The following is a 22069-nucleotide window of genomic DNA, read 5'->3' on the forward strand; positions in this document are numbered from 1 at the left end:
CAAATGGAAAAATGGCTACATCAGAATGGATATATGATAAAAATTATAAAGCTTGGTATTATTTAAAAGGGAATGGAGCATATGCTCAAAATGAGTGGGTAGATTTGTATTATTTAAAACCAAATGGAAAAATGGCTATTTCAGAATGGATATACGATAAAAATTACAAAGCTTGGTATTATTTAAAAGGGAATGGAGCGTATGCTCAAAATGAGTGGATAGATTCATACTATTTAAAACCAAATGGAAAAATGGCTATTTCAGAATGGATATACGATAATAGTTATAAAGCTTGGTATTATTTGAAATCAAATGGAACTTATGCTTATGATGAGGAAGTAGATGGTTACTATTTAGAATCAAATGGTAAAAGATCTTATTTAAAAAATAGAGTAGATAATTCTATTCAAATTCAACGTCAAAAAGAAGAAAAGAAAGCATTAGAGCAAGCGATTCGATGGTTAGAATCAGAAGATTCAATTTCAATAAATGAGGAATATGCGAAACGCTTAGATCAATATGGGTCAACTGCTCAAGGAAAAAATCAAGCAAATATTTCTGCTTTAAATTCAATTAGTAAAGTATTATTAAGAAAAAATCAAAAAGAAACAGGGGAAATACCTAATACATTATTGGAAAAATACAATCTTCGTTCAATGCCAGAAGATATGAAAAAATCCTTAAACTTATATGCTGCTTCATTAATTAATTCAGTAAGAAACCAAATGAAAAAAGCACCCGTAAAAGTGACAGAAACAATGCTGACCATTGCAGAAAAAATAGCTAAAGAATACATTAATGATGGAAGATTTATTGCAGATGGAAAAGGCCATGATGCGAATGCTATTAATAAAGTAGTAAAACAATATGGAATATTGACATCTTCGGATAATTCAAAAGTAGAAGGTAGCCAATATTATGAGAATGCAGTTAGTACAGATTTCCAAAATCTAGATTACTTTACAATTCGTACTGAATTAAGAGAAGCGATCTTATTATTCCTATTTAATGGAATTGAATATGATCATGCACAAAGTATAGCAGGTGTGAATTTTGGAAAAACTTATAAGGATAATTACTTTGGAGTAGGATTGGGTTCGTCTGGCCACTTTATTCAAGTAGAAGATTCTTATATAGAAAAAACAGGTGCTTTACCATTTTCAAAACAAGAAATTTCTCAAAAAGTTCGTAAAGATTATGAACAAAAAGTGATTAAACGCTTGAAAGATCATCTAGCAACTTTAAAATAACCGATTAAAAGTGGGCAATCGTAATTGCCTACTTTTTTATTCATAAATTTCGTGAACAGTATCGTAAATTCTTGCTTATTCGTACTAAAATATGCTATTCTAACAAACGTACATAAAAAAGAATTACTACGATTTAGAAAAGGAAGGAGTTAGTATGAGTTACGTTTCAGTTGAGAATTTATCATTTTCGTATGATAATGAGCCCGTTTTAGAAAACATTAGTTTTACTGTTGAGCCGGGAGAGTTTGTCATATTAACAGGTGAAAATGGTGCAGCAAAATCCACTTTATTAAAAAATATTTTAGGATTATTAACTCCCAAACACGGAAAAGCAACAATCGCAACCGTTAATACACAAGGAAAAACATTATCCATTGGATATGCTCCACAACAAATTTCTTCTTTTAATGTAGGATTTCCTTCAACCGTTTATGAATTAGTTGCTTCAGGTCGTTATCAACAAGGTCGTTGGTTCCAACGATTAGATAAAGAAGACCATGAACATATTGAAAGAGCCTTAAAATCTGTTGGAATGTGGGATGAACGCCATAAACGAATTGGGGAATTATCAGGTGGTCAAAAACAAAGAATTTGTTTAGCGCGTATTTTTGCGACAGATCCAGACTTATTTGTGTTAGATGAACCAACAGCAGGAATGGATAAAACAAGTAGAGAGCGCTTCTACCATCTCTTACATCATAGTTGTGCACATCATGGAAAAGCGATTTTAATGGTGACGCATGAGGAAGAAGATTTGGAACATTATGTGGATAAACATATTCATTTGATGAGAAAGGAGGATTCTCCATGGAGATGTTTTTCTATGGTTTCATGCAAAGAGCATTCATCACAGGATTAGCAATGGCGATGATTACACCTATTTTGGGCTTGTTTTTAATTTTAAGAAGACAGTCATTATTGGCAGATACATTATCGCATGTTTCCTTAGTGGGAGTTTCTCTAGGCTTATTATTAGGCTACAATCCTACCTTTATGACTTTAGTAGTGGTAGTTTTAGCAGCCATTGTATTAGAAGTAATTGGAAAATATTTTAAAGGTTATTCAGAAGTGACTGTTGCGATATTAATGTCCGGTGGGATGGCGATTGCCTTAATTTTAATGAATTTCCAAAAAGGTCGTTCAACCATTAGTGTGGATCAATTTTTATTTGGTTCTATCGTAACGATTACACAACAGCAAATGGGATTGATGATTGCTTTAGCGGTTATTGTAGTCGTTTTATATTTGATTTTTAGACGACCATTATATGTTTTATCATTTGATGAAGATACTGCTTATACGGCAGGATTACCTGTTCGTTTAATGACACAAGTTTTCACGATTATTACAGGTGTAGTCATTTCAGTGATGATGCCGATTGCCGGGGCTTTATTAGTTTCAGCGGTTATTGTGTTACCAGCCTCTATCGCGATTCGTTTGACGAGAAGTTTTACAGGCGTTATTGTGTCGGGTATTTTAATTAGTATTTTTGGTATTTTTACTGGTTTAAGTATGTCTTATGAATTTGATACACCACCAGGTGCCACCATTACTTGTGTATTCTTAATAATTTTAGTCATTAGTTTATTTGGAACGATTATTAAAAATCAATTGAAGAAATAAAGATGAAGTCTCGGAAAGTTTGTTTAACAGATTTTTCGAGATTTTTTATATTTTATAGGATGTTGACAGGTAGAGGAAAAGCAGAGTATAGTGACTGTACTAAGAAATTGGAGGATTAAAATGTTAGGTGAAATCTTTTCAAGTATGGCAACGATAGTCATCATGATTAGTTTAGGATATGTATTACAAATAAAGGGATGGTTTGATAAAAATTTTTCAACAAGTATTGCTTCTCTTATTATTAAAATTGCTTTACCAGCTTCAATTATGATTTCTGTTTTAAGATTTATTTCAAGGGAAAAAATGATTGAATTTGTTGGAAGTTTAGGAATTCCACTGATGAGTGTTATTATTGGATATTTTGTGGCTTGGATAATTGTTCGAGTATTTCGTATTCCTAACGAGCGTAAGGCGACGGTAATGAATACGATTGTCAATGCAAATACGATTTTTATGGGATTGCCGTTGAATTTATCTTTATTTGGTGAAGAGGCTATGCCTTATTTTTTAGTGTATTATGTAGTGAATACTTTATCGACTTTTACAGTAGGCACTTATTTATTTGCTTATTATAATCAGCAACACGTTGGAAAAGGAATTCAATGGAGTCGGATTTTCTCGCCACCATTAATTGCCTTTTTAGGAAGTATGATTTGGGTATGGTTTGGATGGACACTCCCTGACTTTTTGGATGATTCTCTGATCTATATTGGTAGTTTGGTAACTCCGTTATCGTTAATGTATATTGGAATCCATTTAGCACAAGTGGGGCTTCGTTCGTTGACATTCGACGGAGATATGCGTTTATCGATTTTTGGACGTTTTGTATTGTTTCCGGCAATTCTTTTAATCATTCAAGTGGGAGTGATTCAGTTACTTTCAATTGAATTACCAATGAAATTACAAGAAACGTTCTTCCTTCAATCAACGATTCCTACATTGGTCATTATGCCATTATTAGCAACGGAAGAAAATGCTGATATTGATTTTGCGACATCAGCTGTTACGATTACAACTTTACTCTATATCGTGATTTTACCCGTATGGATGATGCTATTTTCGATTGCATTCCAGTCGTAGAATCTAATAATGTTAACGTAAGCAAAAATAATAGAAAAACTTCTCTTGAATAGCAAGGTCGCCAGCAGCCTCGCCAAAGCGAGTCTCATGGCTAAAATTCGATCCTTGGTCTCGAATTTCCCCTTGTAAAATAAGACAAATCGGCTTATTTTACTGCTGCTATTCAAAGGGAGTTTTTCTTTTTATTTTTGCTAGATAAAAATGTTTCTTTAAATTTTGTGAAGTAATAATATTAAAACTAGTTCAAGTTACTAATGAAAATGAAGAAACAATGGAAGAAATAGTAACTCGTAATAAATGGCAAAAAATACCGTCATTGATGGATATCAATTGAATGAGAACGGTGAATGGGTTTAATCCATTTATCTACGTAAAGAAAAAAAACAGAAAAAACTTTTATTAATACCAAAAGTACATGAGACAGCATTTGCTGGCTGCTGGCGACCTTGCTATTCAAGGAAAGTTTTTTCTGTTATCTTGTGTTAATGGTTAATTAATGTGTTTCTTCTAAAAATGTATGTGTATCGAAGAAGTTGCCGAGTTCGGCTTTGATGTGTTGGTTTTCGGTGTTGATTTCTGTGATACGAATAATAGAAGAATAATCTTGTAATTGATGTCCAGAGACTCCTGATTCACAGAAAACGACTGCACCCACTGCATGAGAATCAAATTCTTGGATAAGACTTCTCATCCCATTAATAGTACCACCGGCTTTTAGGAAGTCATCGACAATCAATACATTTGATCCACTTGGGAGAGTACGTTTAGATAATTCCATTTTTTCAACACGAGAAGAAGAACCAGATACGTAATTAATACTTACAGTAGCTCCTTCTGTAATTTTTGAATCACGGCGAACGATAACAAATGGAACATTTAAATAATTGGCAACGGTTTGAGCAATTGGAACACCTTTTGTTGCTACGGTCATAATGACATCGACTTTTTGGTCTTCATAGGCAGAGGCAATCATTTTTCCTAAGTGATGAAGAATGTCTGGTTTTCCTAGTAAATCAGATAAGTAAATATATCCACCAGGAAGTAGACGAGTTGAGTCATTCATTTGGTCACAAATTTTTTGTGCTGCTTCTAATGCTTGTTCTTTTTTAATTTTTGGAGTAAAAATCACACCTCCTGCAGCTCCAGGAAGTGTATTAACGATACCAATTCCTTGAATTTCAAAAGTGCGTTTAATAATGGCAATATCTTCACTGATGGAAGACTTTGCAGATTGGTATAAATCTGTAAAAGTTGTTAATGAAATCAATGTATGAGGATTATCGAGTAATCGTTGTGTCATATCGATTAAACGTTCGCTTCTCTTTAATTTCATCGGTTAGCCTCCTTTAATTTGAATCAAAGCTTATAAGACAGCTCTGGCTGAAGAATGCTCCAGTAAAACTATTATACAGAAATTTACGAAAATTACAACAAAAAATAAGGCGAACATTCGTTAAAAATCGATTTCTCTTTCAAATTTAATCGTTAATAATCGTGTTTTGTGAAGTTTTTTTCTATATTACTGTGTAAATAAAAACCAAAGGAGAATGAAGAGTCTCCTTTGGTTTTTCGCTTTATTGTTCTTATTTTTTGAATTATAGAGAGTTCTCCGTGTTTAAAACATGAGTTTCTACAGCTACTGCAACGCCATCTTCATCACAGGTAGTTGTAATGAAGTTTGCGAGTTTTTTAATTTCGTCAATCGCATTTCCCATTGCAACGCCCATTCCTGCATATTCGATCATATCTCTATCGTTTTCTTGGTCACCGATACACATGACTTCACTGGCATCTAATCCTAATAATTCTGCTAGTTTAGCGACTGCATGTCCTTTACTTGCTTGTGGGTGTAGGACTTCTAAGTAAACAGGCATACTACGAACGATATTATGGTTTTCTTTAAATGACTCACTTAAATTTGGAATAAGATTTTCTAAAATTTCTGGTTCATCTACAAACATCATTTTTGAAAAAGTAGCGTTTGGATCAAATTGATCCAGTGGTTGTTGTACAATTGGCATACCAACAAGGTCATGTTCCATATAAGAGTATTTTCCAATATCTGGAGTTGTTACGTAAATATTTTTTTCATCGATTACGTGATAGTGAACGCCGTATTGTTGATGGTAATCATCCATTTGTTTAAAATCATCCATCGTCATTCCAAAGCGTACTAAACTTTCTCCAGTTCCTGTTTTTTGAACAAGTGAACCATTATAAGTAACGACAAAATCACGATCATTAATTAAGTTTAATTCTTTTAAATATCCTTGAACTCCTGGAAGTGGACGTCCTGTACAAAGAACAACATAGACACCTTGTTCTTTTGCTTTTGTTAATGCATCATGAACACGAGGAGTAATTTCGTGTTTTGAGTTAATCAAAGTTCCATCGATATCAATGGCAATTAATTTAATCATAGTTAGTCTCCTTTATTTTGTATCGTTGTTATTATAACATATTTCACAACTGAATGAAAAAGTACAAAAGACTTTCCTTTGTAGCTGAATTCTATGGTGAGTTCGCTAGTTTAGAAAAGTCTTTTTGCTATTATTTCATTTGATTTGAGTAGACATCAAGTTTTGAAGCTAATGCTTGGAATTCTTGATAATCTTCGCTAAATAATTCCGATGTTCCTTCTGCAAACATTTCTCGAGGGAAGTATAAGCGTTCATCTCCACGAACTCTTCCTGAAATAGCAGATACTATCGAACTAACAATAGATAATTCGACCATATTTCCATTTCGTTCCATTAATTCAATTTGAGTTCTTGGTTTCACTGAATCTGGACGATAGAAATCATATGGTAAATCATAACTATTATTAATTGCAGTATAATACTCGGTATTATAACCAACATTTTGTACTAGTTCTTTCATACGTTCAATTGTTGCCACGTCATTGACAGGGTTAAATGGTACGGATTTAAATGGTCTACGATTAATAAAACGATCGGCTAAATCACTTAAAATCGCATCGTCTTCAATTTGCCAATGAGCAAAATAAGTGTTTAATACACTGTCGTCTAGACGAAGGTAATCTTCTAATGTCCAATTTTTTTCAAAAAATGGTTTTAAGAAAGAGGCGGTATATTTTAAGGGATTAGTCGTTGAATGATAACATTCTGTAGCACGTTTTAATAAGTGATTTAGTACTACTTCCATACCTCTTGATACTGGATGGAAATAAACTTGCATATACATTTGATAACGGCTAACGACATAATCTTCTACTGCATGCATTCCTGAGAAGTTAAAGGCAATCCCACCTTTATAAGGACGAATCACACGTAAAATACGAGTTAAATCAAAGGTTCCATAGTTTACTCCTGTGAAATAAGCATCTCGTAGTAAGTAATCCATACGGTCAGCATCAATTTGACTAGAAATTAATTGAACCACTTGTGGATTTGGATGTTTCTTTTGAATGACACTGGCTACTTCCTCAGGGAAAGTAGGAGAGACTGTTTTTAAAATTTTGTTCACTTCTGTGTCTGGTGACAAAATAATATCAATCGTAATTTGTTCATGGTTTGTATCGAAAATTTTTTCAAAAGCATGAGAATAAGGGCCGTGTCCGATATCATGTAATAGAGCGGCACATAGGACAACAAGTCGGTTAGAGTCATCCCATAATCCATCTTCTGGGGTTGTAGAAGGGTAGTTACGAACAAATTTGTCGCAAATTCTTCTAGCAATTTCATAGACGCCTAGTGAATGAGAAAAGCGAGAATGTTCAGCCGTGTGGAAGGTGAACATAGAGGCACCAGTTTGTTTAATTCGGCGTAATCGTTGCATTTCTCGGCTATTAATTAAGTCTAAAATAACACGATGTTGAATGTGAATGTAATCATGAACAGGGTCACGTAATACTTTTTCACGGGATAGTTCTTCAATATACATTAATCTTTTCCTCCTTATATTGTCTGGATTTACCGTTAAACTTTTCGAAGGTTTAAACGCTCCATGGCTTTTTGATAACTTGCTTCCGTTGCAAAATTGAGTTCTGACTCTAATAATTCGCATTGCCCATCTAATAGAGCTGTTAAAATGCGTTCTTTGACTTCTTGAACCGTTAGCGTTAAGTCTAATAATTGAGATAAATTCGCCATACTATTGGCATTAACAGTTGGATAATGCCAACGAGTTTCTTCTTCTTTAATACTTTCTTCATAAAAATCATGGATTAAGTTTCCACGTTCTTCTTGATTTCCATTAATGCTAAGATAAATAGAGACACAAATGGAATTTTTGAAACGTCTTTGCGCAATTCCAGCGAATTTCTTCCCTTGGATACTTAAATCATAGTCTCCTGGACAATAGGAATCACTCACTTCAAAAGCTTGGATTTCTTTTTCCCCAATGGCTTCTGGAAAGGCACGTGTAATTAATGCTTGCATCCATTCATAGACTTCAGCAATCGTAGCGTTTTGTCTAGAAAATAATAAGCTAATATTTAAAACTCCTGAGTTACTCACAACAGCTAAGCCTCCAGCGTGTCGAACAACTGGTGTGTAGTTTCGTTGTTTTAATAAAGCAACTCCCTCTTCTAAATAGGGTGTTTTAGTATCTGTCATTCCTAAAATCACAGTATCTTCCATTTCCCAAAAATGTAGAAAAGTTTCCGATGGGAATTGCACTAGATGGTGTAAAATGGATTCATCCAATGCAAATGGAACAAAATAATCTTGTATTTGTTCTGATGAAGAGACAATCGTTTCTAGTAATTGTACTTTTTGATTTGTAATAGGTGTTTGTATCATAAAAAATCCTTTCCAATAAATTAGGAATACACTTACATTATAGCAAAAAAACGTGTATTCAGGCATAAAGAAGCGATTTTTTTGTCAAATTATTAAAGAATTTTCAAGATTTTTAAGAAATGGTGGAGTTTTTGTTGTAGATTGAGTAGGATAAAGTTGAAAATAATACGAAAAGAGGGATTTTTATGAAAATTTTAGTCGTAGATGACGATCGCGAGATTGTTGAATTATTATCGATTTATTTAAGAAATGAAAAATTTGAAATTGTAAAAGCATATGATGGAAAACAAGCATTAGAAAAAATTCAAGCTTATCCAGATATTGATATGGTGATTTTAGATATTATGATGCCACGCTTAGATGGAATTTCTGTTGTGCATGAAATTCGTAAAACGAATGATGCTTTGCCAATTTTATTACTTAGTGCCAAATCAACAGATATTGATAAAATTCAAGGATTAACAAATGGGGCGGATGACTATGTGACGAAGCCTTTTAATCCATTAGAAGTCATTGCACGTGTAAAATCATTACTACGTCGGACTTCAGTTCTAACAAAAGAAAGTGAAAGTACAGAAGAAATTACGATTGGACCATTATTAATTAATAAAGGCTCTCATCAAGTCACAACATTAGATGGTTCAGAAATTCAATTAACCGTATTAGAATTTGGAATTTTATTCTTACTAGCAAGTCATCCAAATAAAGTGTTTAGTGCAGATGAGATTTTTGAAACAGTATGGCAACAAGAGAGTATTGTTTCTACTAAAACAGTGATGGTTCACGTGAGCCATTTACGTGATAAAATTGCTGAAGCAACGGGTGGAGATAAAGTAATCGAAACCGTATGGGGAGTTGGCTATAAAATTGAAAGTAAATAGCAATTTTTTTTCTAAAAAGGTAGCTAGAGAAGAAAGGCCAGCTGCACTTTTGAAATTAACAACCAGAGAAATTAGTGAATTGTTTTTAGAAGGCGTTATTACGCTTTGTATCGTCTTTGTCTTATATTTAGGGGCATTAGTATTGTTGAATCAATTTCTAGATGCTCCTGGATATTTTGTTGACGGTAGTCGTTCGATTCGTCAAGCATGGAATGTTGAATCGAGTGAAATTCAATTATATAAAAATATTTTCTCCATTAGCTCGATTATTTTTGCGATTGGATTCACCTATTGGCGTTTAATTCGTCGCTATCATCAAATGCAATTGTCTCATGTTTTAGAGGAATTACATTTAATTGCGCAAGGGGATTATGATCGAAGAATTCCTTTCCAATTAGCAGGAGATATGGGAAAAGTAGTAACGAGTATTAATCGATTAGTAGATTCAACTGTAAGCGCTATGGAAGATGAACGGATGATTGAAAAATCAAAAGATGAGTTGATTACAAATGTTTCTCATGATATTCGTACACCTTTAACCTCTATTATTGGATATTTAGGATTAGTCATTAATGGAAAACCTAAAACACCCGAAGAAACAAAGCGTTATACAGAAATTGCATATCATAAAGCGCAACAAATGAAGGCATTAGTAGATGATTTATTTGAATATACAACAACAAGTCCAAATGGAGCACCGTTAAGATTGAATGATATTCCAGTAGCGAATTTTCTTGAACAAGTAGCAGCGGATTTTGAATTAGAAGCACAAAAACGTCAAATGACGATTGAAGTGATTCCACCAAAGAGAAAAATGGTCTTAGAAATGGATGCGGAAAAAATGGTGCGTGTCATTCATAACTTACTGTCAAATGCCATTAAATACGGTCGTGAAAATACAAAAATTACAATAGAAGTATTGGAACAAAAGGACATTATAACAATTGCTGTTCGTAATATTGGAGAACCTATTTCTAAAGAAGTGTTGGAGCATTTATTTGCAAGGTTCTATCGTGCAGAAGGTTCTCGTTCGAAAGAAACAGGTGGAACAGGTTTGGGTTTAGCCATTGCGGATAATATTGTTCGAAGTCATGGTGGAAGAATGTTAGCTGAATCTATTGGAGAAGTGATTAGTTTTTATATTTGCTTGCCGAATGATGCGGATGAGTGATAAAAAAGTGTTAAAATTATCAATTATTCTGAGATACTGATTCCAAAAAGGTAGACTAAAAATCTAACTATTGGAGGTCGGTATCTTTTTGCTAGTCATCATTTTATAAAATTGTTATGATAGAATAAAATGAACGTGGAGGAAGAAGTATGAAATTAACAACATGGAATGTGAATGGAATTCGTTCTGTTTTAAATAAAGGGGCTTTACAAGAATATGTATTAGAAGCTCAACCAGATATTTTATGTTTACAAGAAACAAAAGCACAGCCTGAACAAGTGGATTTAGGAATGGAATTTGCAGGCTATCATGCGTATTGGAATTCAGCGCTGAAAAAAGGATATTCTGGAACAGCCATTTTTACAAAGGAAGAACCGATTTCTGTTCAATATGGATTAGGAATTGAAGAACATGATCAAGAAGGACGTGTCATTACAGCAGAGTATGCAGATTATTATTTAGTGACAGTTTATACACCAAATGCAAAACGTGATTTAACTCGTTTAAGTTATCGCCAAGTGTGGGAAGATGATTTCTTAGCTTTTATTAAAAAACTAGAAGAAACAAAACCTGTTATTTTCTGCGGAGACTTAAATGTAGCACATAAGGAAATCGATTTGGCAAATCCAAAAACAAATACAAAAAATGCAGGATTTACAAAAGAAGAGCGTGAAAAATTTGATCAAATTGTAGAGAATGGCTTAGTCGATGCGTTCCGTTATCGTTATCCAGAAGCAGTAGGAGCATATACATGGTGGAGCTACATGGGTGGCGCTCGTGCAAGAAATATTGGATGGAGAATTGACTATTTTGTTGTATCAGAAGTGTTAACTTCTCGCATTCAAGAAGTGAAAATTCGTGCGGATGTAACCGGAAGTGACCACTGTCCAGTGGAAATGGAAATTATCTAAGAATTTAAAAAATGTTTGAATTTTGATAGTGATGGACTATGAAGGTTCAGACTTTTTTGTTGAGTAGGAATCTGCTCATAATCTGCTCACATTTTGCTCACATTCTGCTCAAAATTTGCTCATTTTTTTAAATTCACTTAAAATGAAGATGTATGATTGGGCAAGAACGTTTGTTCGTAATATAAAGTAAACTATGCTATACTAAGGTGGACGCCTAAAGGCAGAGTTTTTGATTTTAGATAGAAATAGAGGAAGATGGAATGGCGAAAGATCAGATTATCGTTCGAGGAGCACGCTCCCATAATTTAAAAAATATTGATGTGACGATTCCAAGAGATCAATTAGTAGTAATTACAGGATTATCCGGCTCAGGGAAGAGTTCACTAGCTTTTGATACATTATATGCAGAAGGGCAAAGAAGATATGTAGAGAGTTTATCAGCTTATGCACGACAATTTTTAGGGCAAATGGATAAACCAGATGTTGATAGTATTGATGGATTAAGTCCAGCAATTGCGATTGACCAAAAAACAACTTCTCGTAATCCTCGTTCAACTGTCGGAACAGTGACGGAAATTAATGATTATTTGAGATTACTATATGCACGTGTAGGAAAACCGTATTGTCCAAATGACGGCACTTTAATTGAAAGTCAGTCGATTGAACAAATGGTGAATCGTGTAATGGAATTGCCAGAAAGAACAAAAATTCAAATTTTAGCTCCGATTGTAAAAGGGAAAAAAGGAGAACATAAAAAAGTTTTCGAATCGATTCAAAAAGACGGCTATATTCGTATTCGAGTAGATGGCGAAATGATGGAAACAACGGATGAAATTTCATTAGAAAAAAATAAAAAACATTCTATTGAAATTGTTGTCGACCGTATTATTGTATCGGATAAGAGCCGTTCAAGATTATTTGATTCATTAGAAGCTGCGCTTCGTTTAGCAGAAGGATATGCGATTGTCGATGTCATTGGGCAAGAAGAAATCTTATTTAGTGAGCACTATGCTTGTCCTCATTGTGGATTTACCATTGGAGAATTAGAGCCACGTCTATTTTCATTCAATGCACCTTTTGGAGCTTGTCCGGAATGTGATGGATTAGGAATGAAATTAGAAGTGGATATCGATTTAGTCGTTCCAGATAAAGAAAAAACATTAAATGAAGGAGCGTTAGCACCTTGGAATCCGATTAGTTCGAACTATTATCCAGAGATGCTACGTCAATTTTGTGAGCAGTTTAAAGTTCCAATGGATTTACCTTTTGAAACATTAACTCAATCTCAGAAAAATCTAGTGCTATATGGTTCTGGAGATGCCACTTTCCATTTCCATTATGAAAATGAATTTGGTGGTGTTCGAGATGTGGATGTGCCTTTTGAAGGGGTCATTGTCAATGTGAAACGTCGTTACCATGAGACGAATAGTGATTACACAAGAGAACAAATGCGTCAATATATGACGGAGTTATCGTGTAAAGCTTGTCATGGACATCGTTTAAATGAACAGGCATTGGCAGTCAAAGTGAATCATAAACATATTAGTGAAGTGTTAGAACTATCCGTTGACGAAGAAATTGAATTTTTCAAAGACTTAACCTTATCTCCACAAGATGAACAAATTGCCGCTCCTATTTTAAAAGAAGTACAATCTCGTTTAACATTCTTGAAAAATGTTGGTTTGCAATATTTAAACCTTAGCCGTGCAGCAGGAACTTTATCAGGGGGAGAAGCGCAACGGATTCGTTTAGCGACACAAATAGGATCGAATTTATCAGGAGTATTATATATTTTAGATGAGCCATCGATTGGATTGCATCAAAGAGATAATGATCGATTAATTCAATCGTTACAAAATATGCGCGATTTAGGGAATACATTAATTGTAGTAGAACATGATGAAGACACGATGAGAGCAGCGGATTACTTAATTGATATTGGACCGGGAGCAGGAGAATTTGGTGGTCAAATTATTGCTGCTGGAACGCCAAAAGAAGTGGAAAAAAATCCCAACTCATTGACGGGTCAATATTTATCAGGGAAAAAATCAATTGCAGTTCCAACTGAACGTAGAACAGAAGATAAAGGGTGGATTCGCCTAAAAGGAGCAAGTGAAAATAACTTAAAATCTGTTAATGTGGATATTCCTTTAGGAAGATTAGTGGCAGTTACAGGAGTTTCAGGTTCTGGAAAGAGTTCTCTTGTCAATGGGGTATTGAAAAAAGCTCTAGCAAGAGAAATTTCAAAATCAAAAGAAAAGCCAGGAGCCTTTAAATCGATTGAAGGATATGAAGGATTAGATAAAATCATTGATATCGATCAAAGTCCAATTGGTCGTACCCCAAGAAGTAATCCAGCAACTTACACTAGTGTATTTGATGATATTCGTGACTTATTTGCAACTACAAATGAAGCAAAATTACGTGGCTATAAAAAAGGACGTTTTAGTTTCAATGTCAAAGGTGGACGATGCGAGGCATGTAAGGGAGACGGTATTTTAAAAATTGAAATGCATTTCCTACCAGATGTATATGTTCCGTGTGAAATTTGCCATGGTAGTCGTTATAATTCAGAAACATTGGAAGTCAAATATAAAGGAAAAAGTATTGCTGAAGTATTAGAAATGACGGTAGATGATGCGGTAGAATTTTTCCAAGCTGTACCAAAAATTAAGCGAAAACTTCAAACGATTAAAGATGTTGGTTTAGGCTATGTAACTTTAGGGCAATCCGCTACAACTTTATCGGGTGGAGAAGCACAACGGATGAAATTAGCCAGTGAACTTCAACGAGTGTCTACAGGGAATACCTTTTATGTATTAGATGAGCCAACGACAGGGCTTCATACAGATGATATTGCTCGATTATTAGAAGTATTGAATCGTTTAGTAGAGTCAGGAAATACTGTTTTAGTAATCGAACATAATTTGGATGTAATCAAAACGGCGGATTATATTATTGATATGGGACCAGAAGGTGGAAGTGGTGGAGGACAAGTTGTCGCTACTGGAACACCTGAAGAAGTGGCTCAAGTTAAAGGAAGCTTTACAGGTCAATATTTGAAGAAAGTATTGAAATAATGAAATACTTTAAAGTTTTTAGGGACTGTTTACAATAATAATGCTCCTTTTTTGAGAACTCAAGCAGAACTATTGTCATGTAAAAAAAAGTGTGGTACTCTTTGTTTATAAAATAACATTTTCGGGGCAAGGTGTAATTCCTTACCGGCGGTATAGTCCGCGAGCCGAATAGGCATGATCTGGTGCAATTCCAGAACCGATAGTGATAGTCTAGATGAGAGAAAATGGTTATATTTCACGTTCGAAGATACCAATCAATTTGATATATAAGAATGCAGCGATGAAATGTAGACCATTTTGTTGCTGCATTTTTTGGTGCAGTTATACAAATAAAATGGAACAAGAGCGTGAGAAACCATCCGATCCTTCACCCGGTTAAGGAGGAGATGTACGATGAGTACAAATGCAAAAACAGTGTCACGTTATGCGACAAAACAATTAATATTAGTAGGCTTATTTGGTGCGTTAAGTACGATTTTAATGTTATTAGAATTTAGTCTGCCATTTATTCCACCATTTGTTAAAATGGATTTTTCTGAATTGCCTGTTATTTTAGGAGGTTATTTATTAGGACCATTATATGGTGCATATATTGCGATTGTAAAAGTTGCATTGAACTTTGTTTTAAATGGAACAACAACATTTGGAATTGGCGAAACAGTGAACTTAATTGGAAGTTTAAGTTTCATGTTACCAGCGGTATTTTATTATAAATATCACCGCACATTCAAAGGGGCGATTACAAGTTTAGTCATTGGTACAGCTACTGCAACAGTAGTATTGTTAACAGCAAATTATTTTGTCATTTTCCCATTATATGCAACAGCGATGCATTTCCCAATTGAAAAAATTGTTGCCCTTGCAGCTACTACAAACCCATTTGTGACAAATCTATGGACATTAATGCTCTTTGCTTTATTACCATTTAATGTATTAAAATTTGGTTTAAGTAGTGTACTATCGTTAATGCTTTATAAAAAAGTTGAAAAAGTATTAAAATTAGAAAAACAATAAATTTAATAAACCCACTACCCAAAACTTGTTAGAAATAACTGCCATTTCTAACAAGTTTTTTTGTATGAATAGTATTATATGAATTGAGAGTAGAGATTTTATGAATAAAAGCTTAGATTCCATTAAATAGTTTTTGGGTGTACATAGAAGATTTTAAGATGTTTTAGAATTTTACTGTTTAAATAGTATATGATATGGTAAAATAATTATGCAATCTTTTGAACAAAAGGAAGTATTTGTTAAATATTAGATTAAAAAGAAATCATTTTTAAAAATAAAGGAGTCCATTTACGTATGAATTATTTTGAGGGAAATGAGTTTTTCCTTTTTTTATTAGCTGTGTTAATCATTGGTTTTATTATAAATTATTTTGAGAAAAACAAAGAATATTTTATAATATTCGTTTCACTGTTTTTAGTAGGGAATATTTATGGTAAAAGTATTACAATGTTATTGTATTTAATGTTATTTCTAATTTTTCAATATAGTTTAATTGTTTTTTCACAAAAAACAACTAAAGCTTGTCAGACTATTTTAGTAGGGTTATCAGTTGTACCATTAATTTTGAATAAGTTATTTGCTTTAACACAGTTTCATTTTATGGCATTTATAGGAATATCTTACATGTCTTTTAAAACAATACAAATCATGTTAGAAATATCGGATGGTTTAATCAAGGAAAAAATCAATTTAAAAGATTATTTACAATTTTTATTATTTTTCCCGTCAGTTAGTTCAGGACCTATTGATAGAAGTAGTAGATTTTTAGAAGATATAAAGAGTAGCATGACTAGAAAAGATTATCTAGAATTAGCAGGGACAGGAGTTTTTAGACTTGTATTAGGGATGTTTTATAAAATTGTTCTATCTACGTATGTGTATCAATTCTTGTTTTCACTCACGAATACTGGAACAATAGTATACTCCATCAAGTATATGTATTTATATACTTTATATTTATTTTTTGATTTTGCAGGTTATAGTTTAATGGCGGTTGGAACTAGTAATATTTTAGGAGTACAAACTCCAATGAATTTTAATGCACCTTTTTTAAGTGTTGATATAAAAGATTTTTGGACTAGATGGCATATTACTTTATCAACATGGTTAAGAGATTTTGTGTTTTCAAGAGTTTTAATGAGGGCTATAAAAAAACAATTGTTCAAAAAAAGATTACACAATGCAGTTTATGCTTACATAGTAAATATGTTAGTGATGGGATTCTGGCATGGTATAAGTGTTAGTTATATCTTATATGGTTTTTATCATGGTGTATTAATGGCGGCTTTTGAAATCTATCAAAAGAAAAGCTCATTTTATAAAAAGAATAAGAATAAGAATTGGTATAAATTATTAAGTTGGTTTGTAACTATGAATTTAGTAGTGATAGGATTCTTTATTTTTTCTGGAGAACCATATAAATTATTGAAAGTCATTTTAAGAAAGTAATGGTAATTAGTTTAAAGAATAGGATATAAAAAAGATGATTAAATTAAGAGCATTTTTTCTATCATTAGTGTTAGTAATCTTGACACTTGTGTTTATAAATCAAACATATGTTAAAAATGTTGAAGATTATTATAAAGTAAATGATAATAGTATTCGTTATGGCACATCATACGAAAAATATAAAAGTAGAGATATTTTAGCAAATAATATTACTCCTAATACACTTGTTTTATTAGGATCATCTGAGTTAGTTGCTACAAAGGATCAAGCATATCATCCTAATAGAATTTTTAATTATAGTGATTTTAATATTATGCAAATTGGAACAAGTTATTCTCAAAATATTGTTCAAGCTTCTACGTTAGGTTCAATAGAATCAGCAATGACTAAAAGAAAAGTAGCGATTATTGAATCTGTTCAATGGTATGAAAAAAATGGAATACATCAAGATGCATTTTTAAATAAAGCATCTCAAGAACATATTTTTAACACTTTAGCAAATGAGAAGATCAGTAAAGAAACTAAAGAAAAATTAATTAATAGAGTAATTGAGATTACTAAAGGAAATAAACAACAAAATGATATTTACAAAAAAATTAAAGAAGTTTTCGTTGAAAATAAAGGAAATATTCTTGAAAAGAATCTGTTAGAACTAGAAACTAAGCTATATGCGTTTAAAATAAAACAAAAATTTTATATGGAGAAAGGAAAAGCTGACTATCCATTGACAGGAGAATTGACGCCAAAATATAATTGGGAGCAGATGACAAATGATTTTGTAAAAGAAGTGGTGAAAAAAACAGATAATAATGATTATGCTGTAGATAATCATTATTATGATACTTATTTGAGAAATCGGTATGATTCTTTAAAAAATTCCAACAAAGATTTAAATTATCTAGAATCACCTGAATATTCAGATTTTGAAATTTTCTTAACAGTAGCTAAGGAATTAGGGATAGAAGTTGAAGTTATCATTTTTCCTGTTAACGGGAAGTGGAATGATTATACTGGAGTGTCTAAAACCATGAGAGAGCAAACTTATAAGAAAATTGAAGAAATAGCAAATCAATTTGGAGTAAAAGTGCTAAATTATGGGAATAAAGAGTACGAAAATTATTTTCTTTTTGATGTAATGCATGTTGGAGTGAGAGGATGGATGGAAGTTGAAAAAGAACTTTATAATTTTGGCAAATAAATTGACAGATAAACATCGCTTTATTTTATGGACTCTATTTTTTTATTTTATTATTTTAAGTATTATTATTTACTGTTTCGTAACAGATTTTTCGAATGTACAAGAATTTATTTATAGTGAATTTTAAGAATTAGTAGGGATGAATTAATGAAAGAGGAAAATATTTCTAGATTTATGAGGGATGGAAAAATTACTGTTCTTCCTAAAAAACAGAAAAATAAAATAGAAATTTTTGAATTTATTTATGCGCATTTAAAGAGTTATTCAGAGACTTATACTGAGAAAGAATTAAACGAAAAAATTAAGGAACTATATGATGATTTTGCTACAATGCGTCGTTATTTAGTGGACTATAAATTTGTCATTAGGGATAATTATGGTCAACATTATCAATTAAATCCAGAGATTGAATTAGAAAATTAAAAACAAAAACAGGAAACGGTAGAGGAAAAGTCTCTATCGTTTTTTTGTTGTTCTAAAGATAGTTGGTGAACTGCCATAATCTGATAGCCAATCGATAAAAGCGTCGGAAATGATAGCTTTACTAGTATTTTGGAAAAAAATACGGTAGGATGGATAGCGGAATAAATGAAAGTTGAGGAGTAGAATATGAAAAAAGAAACCCGAAGTTTGTTTCAGACGGGCGCAATCGTGTTAAGTATCCTTTTTATCGTTCTTGCAATGGTTAACTCGCATTTTGATTGGCAATTATTAGCGATACCAGGAAGTGCATTTGCCTTATTATCAATTTTTATGAGTTGCTTATTATTATGGTTATTTGTAGGAATCGACTGGCCAAGTATTTTATGTTTAGTCTTATTAGGACTTGGGTGGCTTCCAAAAGTAACGTATAGTCAAGTGTTTTCTCTTTCTTTTGGAAATAGTACATTTGTTTTCTTATTATTTACGTTTATAGTGACGTATGCTTTAGAACAGACCCCTGCTTTGAAACGGTTAGTGGGATGGTTTTTAAAAACGAATTTTGCTAAGAAAAGTCCGAGTCATTTTTTAGGAGCCTTTCTAGGAGCGGTACTAGTCATTAGTTGGTTTATTTCACCAACAATTTTATTTATGATTGTCTTTCCAATTTATGAAGAAATGATGGAAGTATTTGGATTAGAAAAAGGGAGTCGACAAGCGTCCTTTATTTTAATTACATTATTTTCGACTATTGCGATTGGAACTGCGATGACGCCGATTAATCATGTATTTGCCATTACGGCAATGGGCTTGTATCATACTGCTACTGGTGTAAGTATTTCGAATATCCAATATATGGGAATTGCGATGCCTGCAGGAATTTGTATTTTTGTTGGAATGTTGGCAAGTTTACATCGCTTATGGAAATTAGATTTATCAGAAGTGACTTTCCAAAGTCTAGAATCCTTGGAAAATTTACCAAAAGTAACAAAAAAAGAAAGATGGATTGTTTCTATTTTTTCAATTGTGATTGCTTTATGGATTATTCCGGAATGGTTAGGAATTGTTTCGCCTAGTGTGGCAGCTTTCTTAAAATCTGCGGGGATGGCATTCCCACCAATGATTGGAGCTGTATTATTAGCTTGTATCCGTGAAGATGGAAAACCGCTAATATCGATTCAAGAGGCGTTAACACGTGGCGTTTACTGGCCAAGTTTATTATTAGTAGGGGCAACTTTGAGTTTAGGAACTTTATTAACAAAACCAGAATTAGGTGTATTACCTTTAATTGAAAGTGGGTTAACTCCATTATTCCATCAATGGAGTGCAATGATGATTGTGATTGTCTTTGTCATTTGGGCGGGACTTCAAACGAATTTTTCATCGAATTTAGTAACCGTTTCGGTTGTGACGACTGTGTTAACAACGATTGCTGCTAGTACGGATTTAGGAATTCATACAGCAGTTGTCGCTTGCTTAATTGGTTTTATGGCAAGCTTAGCTTATATGACTCCACCAGCAATGCCTTATGTAGCCATCTCCGTTGGTAGTGGTTGGACAAGTTCAAAAGATGCCTTTTTATATGGTGGATGGTTATTAGTGTTAAGTATTGTAAGTGCAGTAGCGATTGGGTATCCATTAGGAACTTTATGGATGTAAGAAAGGAAGGTATTATGTTAGAAGAACAACGTCAAAAAATTGATTCTATTGATCGCCAAATTGTTGCGTTATTTGAAGAACGTACGAATGTAGTAGAAGAAGTAGCAAAAATTAAATTAGACAATGATATTCCGATTTTAGATAGTGGACGTGAAGAACAAGTGATTTTGAAAGTTCAATCGTATTTAAAAGATGAGTCTTTAAAAGATGAGGTGGCTGAACTTTATACTGAATTAATGCGTATTTCTCGTGAACATCAAAAAAATTGGATTGAAAAACAAGGATAATTGAGATAGGAATGCTCCAATCACTTTAAAGAAAGTGGGAGAAAAAAAGTATTAGGTTTATAGAAAGATTGGAGATAATAATGGGAATAAATCATAAGACTTTTGGTAAAATAAAATTTAATTACGGTTGGACAAAAGATATTTCTCTAGATATTTTCAATAAGCACCACGTTTTGGAAATTAATATTGATGCGGATGAAGATGCTGAGTTTGAAATTAATCAGGAAAAAGCGTATATATTTTTCAATAATCACTTAGACGAAATAGTAAAAGAGGTAAATTCTGCAATTATATCCTATTACAATCATGAAATATCAGATATTGTTTCAAGCTACACGAATCATAATGAAAAAAATATTATTTAGATATAAACGGAGACGAAGATAAGATTTATTCTTTATTGCAACCTAAGCAAATCATGTTTCCTTTAACTTTTGACGAAAATATTGAAGAATTTGGTTTTTTATGTGAGTGTGATTGGGATAAAGAAAATGGGATAGGAATAAAATTTGTTAATGGTGTATTATCCGAAATTGGTTATCAGGATATACTGCTATAATGATTTGTAGTTTTTATATTTATTGCATTAAGAAAAGTACGTATTGATTCCATTTTATTGGTTATTTGATTTATACTATATTGGCGAGTAATAGAATTAGTAAAGAAGGAAAAGAATTTGTATCCAAAATAACTGGATATACTCTAGAAAATGAAGATGATTTTGTTCAAGGTAATAAAGAAGAAATAACAAACATTTAGATGAAAGGTTTAGAGTAAATATGAGTCTCTTATTTGAAGAATTTAAAACCATTTGTTTCCATTTAAATCGAGTCGGAATTACACCGACACTGATGGGTTCTTTGGGATTGGAGTTTAGAACGAAAGAAAATTGGGGGCCGTCTGACATTGACATTCATGTGCCTGGTGACCCTAGAGGTTGGGAAGCACCTGATCATCTCAGAATTTATGACTGGGACAAGATAATGAAAGTGATGAAAGACTTAGGCTACGTCTTAATAGATATTCATGAGCATGAATTCCAAAAGGATAGAGTGAGTGTTGAATTTGGAAGTATCGATTCCTTACCTGATTTTGCAGGAGTTTCGGAATCGGATATAGAGCTTATTCACATTGAAGGCATTACATTTCGTCTTCCAAGTCTGGAGCAGTATCTAAGTATTTACAAAGCTTCTTCTCAAGACTCTTATCGAAATAATCACAATAACAATAAGGATTTTAAAAAGATCGAGTGGCTGGAAAGACATTTGTAAATTATCATATGA

21 protein-coding genes and 1 riboswitch are annotated in these 22069 nt (G+C 32.8%); of the genes, 17 read left to right on the top strand and 4 right to left on the bottom strand.

What is annotated here, in order from left to right; genetic code table 11:
- From RWO76_RS07925 to RWO76_RS07940, 4 genes are all read left to right on the top strand, one after another.
- Nucleotides 1–1250 (top strand): SEC10/PgrA surface exclusion domain-containing protein (locus RWO76_RS07925; protein ID WP_314355105.1); only part of this gene is annotated, 1250 nt, incomplete at its 5' end.
- Nucleotides 1251–1404: 154 nt separating this feature from the next.
- The gene (locus RWO76_RS07930) at nt 1405–2109 is read left to right on the top strand and encodes a metal ABC transporter ATP-binding protein (protein WP_314355106.1); all 705 of its coding nucleotides are present in this window, start codon (nt 1405–1407) and stop codon (nt 2107–2109) included.
- The gene (locus RWO76_RS07935; protein WP_314355107.1) at nt 2058–2873 is read left to right on the top strand and encodes a metal ABC transporter permease; all 816 of its coding nucleotides are present in this window, start codon (nt 2058–2060) and stop codon (nt 2871–2873) included. The genes RWO76_RS07930 and RWO76_RS07935 overlap by 52 nt, the downstream gene beginning before the upstream one ends.
- 120 nt (nt 2874–2993) lie before the next feature.
- Nucleotides 2994–3953, top strand: a complete 960-nt coding sequence (locus tag RWO76_RS07940; RefSeq protein ID WP_314355108.1) for an AEC family transporter — start codon at nt 2994–2996, stop codon at nt 3951–3953.
- A gap of 493 nt (nt 3954–4446) precedes the next feature.
- Here RWO76_RS07940 and purR read toward each other — a convergent pair whose 3' ends face one another.
- From purR to RWO76_RS07960, 4 genes are all read right to left on the bottom strand, one after another.
- Nucleotides 4447–5286, bottom strand: a complete 840-nt coding sequence (purR, locus tag RWO76_RS07945) for a pur operon repressor (RefSeq protein ID WP_314355109.1) — start codon at nt 5284–5286, stop codon at nt 4447–4449.
- A 262-nt stretch (nt 5287–5548) separates the two neighbouring features.
- Nucleotides 5549–6373 carry a sugar-phosphatase gene (gene yidA / locus RWO76_RS07950; protein ID WP_314355110.1) on the bottom strand — a complete coding sequence of 275 codons (825 nt, stop codon included), beginning with the start codon at nt 6371–6373 and terminating at the stop codon, nt 5549–5551.
- Between the two features lie 130 nt (nt 6374–6503).
- On the bottom strand, nt 6504–7856 hold the full coding sequence (locus RWO76_RS07955; protein WP_314355111.1) for an HD domain-containing protein: 1353 nt from the start codon (nt 7854–7856) through the stop codon (nt 6504–6506).
- 35 nt (nt 7857–7891) lie between these two features.
- Nucleotides 7892–8716, bottom strand: a complete 825-nt coding sequence (locus RWO76_RS07960) for a lipoate--protein ligase family protein (protein ID WP_314355112.1) — start codon at nt 8714–8716, stop codon at nt 7892–7894.
- Nucleotides 8717–8901: 185 nt separating this feature from the next.
- On the opposite strand from RWO76_RS07960, the gene RWO76_RS07965 reads away from it, so the two are divergent.
- From RWO76_RS07965 to RWO76_RS08020, 13 genes are all read left to right on the top strand, one after another.
- Entirely contained in the window at nt 8902–9597 is a 696-nt protein-coding gene (locus RWO76_RS07965; protein WP_314355113.1) for a response regulator transcription factor, read from the top strand.
- A gap of 49 nt (nt 9598–9646) precedes the next feature.
- Nucleotides 9647–10768, top strand: coding sequence for a HAMP domain-containing sensor histidine kinase (locus RWO76_RS07970; protein WP_314355114.1), 1122 nt, complete (start codon nt 9647–9649; stop codon nt 10766–10768).
- Between the two features lie 149 nt (nt 10769–10917).
- A complete protein-coding gene (locus RWO76_RS07975; protein ID WP_314355115.1) occupies nt 10918–11679 on the top strand; it encodes an exodeoxyribonuclease III in 762 nt (253 codons plus the stop codon).
- 260 nt (nt 11680–11939) lie between these two features.
- Nucleotides 11940–14759 carry an excinuclease ABC subunit UvrA gene (gene uvrA / locus RWO76_RS07980; RefSeq protein ID WP_314355116.1) on the top strand — a complete coding sequence of 940 codons (2820 nt, stop codon included), beginning with the start codon at nt 11940–11942 and terminating at the stop codon, nt 14757–14759.
- Nucleotides 14760–14872: 113 nt separating this feature from the next.
- A riboswitch (FMN riboswitch) is annotated at nt 14873–14989 on the top strand.
- Nucleotides 14990–15152: 163 nt separating this feature from the next.
- Complete coding sequence (locus RWO76_RS07985) at nt 15153–15773, top strand: ECF transporter S component (RefSeq protein ID WP_314355117.1); 621 nt, start codon at nt 15153–15155, stop codon at nt 15771–15773.
- Nucleotides 15774–16067: 294 nt separating this feature from the next.
- On the top strand, nt 16068–17222 hold the full coding sequence (gene dltB / locus RWO76_RS07990) for a D-alanyl-lipoteichoic acid biosynthesis protein DltB (RefSeq protein ID WP_314355118.1): 1155 nt from the start codon (nt 16068–16070) through the stop codon (nt 17220–17222).
- A gap of 34 nt (nt 17223–17256) precedes the next feature.
- Nucleotides 17257–18420 carry a D-alanyl-lipoteichoic acid biosynthesis protein DltD gene (gene dltD, locus RWO76_RS07995; RefSeq protein ID WP_314355119.1) on the top strand — a complete coding sequence of 388 codons (1164 nt, stop codon included), beginning with the start codon at nt 17257–17259 and terminating at the stop codon, nt 18418–18420.
- Between the two features lie 147 nt (nt 18421–18567).
- Nucleotides 18568–18843 (top strand): DUF2087 domain-containing protein, encoded by a 276-nt coding sequence (locus tag RWO76_RS08000; protein WP_314355120.1) that lies wholly within the window; start codon nt 18568–18570, stop codon nt 18841–18843.
- A gap of 186 nt (nt 18844–19029) precedes the next feature.
- Complete coding sequence (locus RWO76_RS08005) at nt 19030–20499, top strand: SLC13 family permease (RefSeq protein WP_314355121.1); 1470 nt, start codon at nt 19030–19032, stop codon at nt 20497–20499.
- A 14-nt stretch (nt 20500–20513) separates the two neighbouring features.
- A complete protein-coding gene (locus tag RWO76_RS08010; protein WP_314355122.1) occupies nt 20514–20786 on the top strand; it encodes a chorismate mutase in 273 nt (90 codons plus the stop codon).
- Nucleotides 20787–20866: 80 nt separating this feature from the next.
- On the top strand, nt 20867–21151 hold the full coding sequence (locus RWO76_RS08015) for a DUF6985 domain-containing protein (protein ID WP_314355123.1): 285 nt from the start codon (nt 20867–20869) through the stop codon (nt 21149–21151).
- Between the two features lie 35 nt (nt 21152–21186).
- Nucleotides 21187–21345, top strand: coding sequence for a DUF6985 domain-containing protein (locus RWO76_RS08840; protein ID WP_390890851.1), 159 nt, complete (start codon nt 21187–21189; stop codon nt 21343–21345).
- Nucleotides 21346–21565: 220 nt separating this feature from the next.
- Nucleotides 21566–22057: a phosphoribosylanthranilate isomerase gene (locus RWO76_RS08020; RefSeq protein ID WP_314355125.1), complete on the top strand. Its 492-nt coding sequence runs from the start codon at nt 21566–21568 to the stop codon at nt 22055–22057.
- Nucleotides 22058–22069: the final 12 nt, after the last annotated feature.

The organism is uncultured Granulicatella sp. (assembly GCF_963521425.1).
Classification (GTDB): domain Bacteria; phylum Bacillota; class Bacilli; order Lactobacillales; family Aerococcaceae; genus Granulicatella.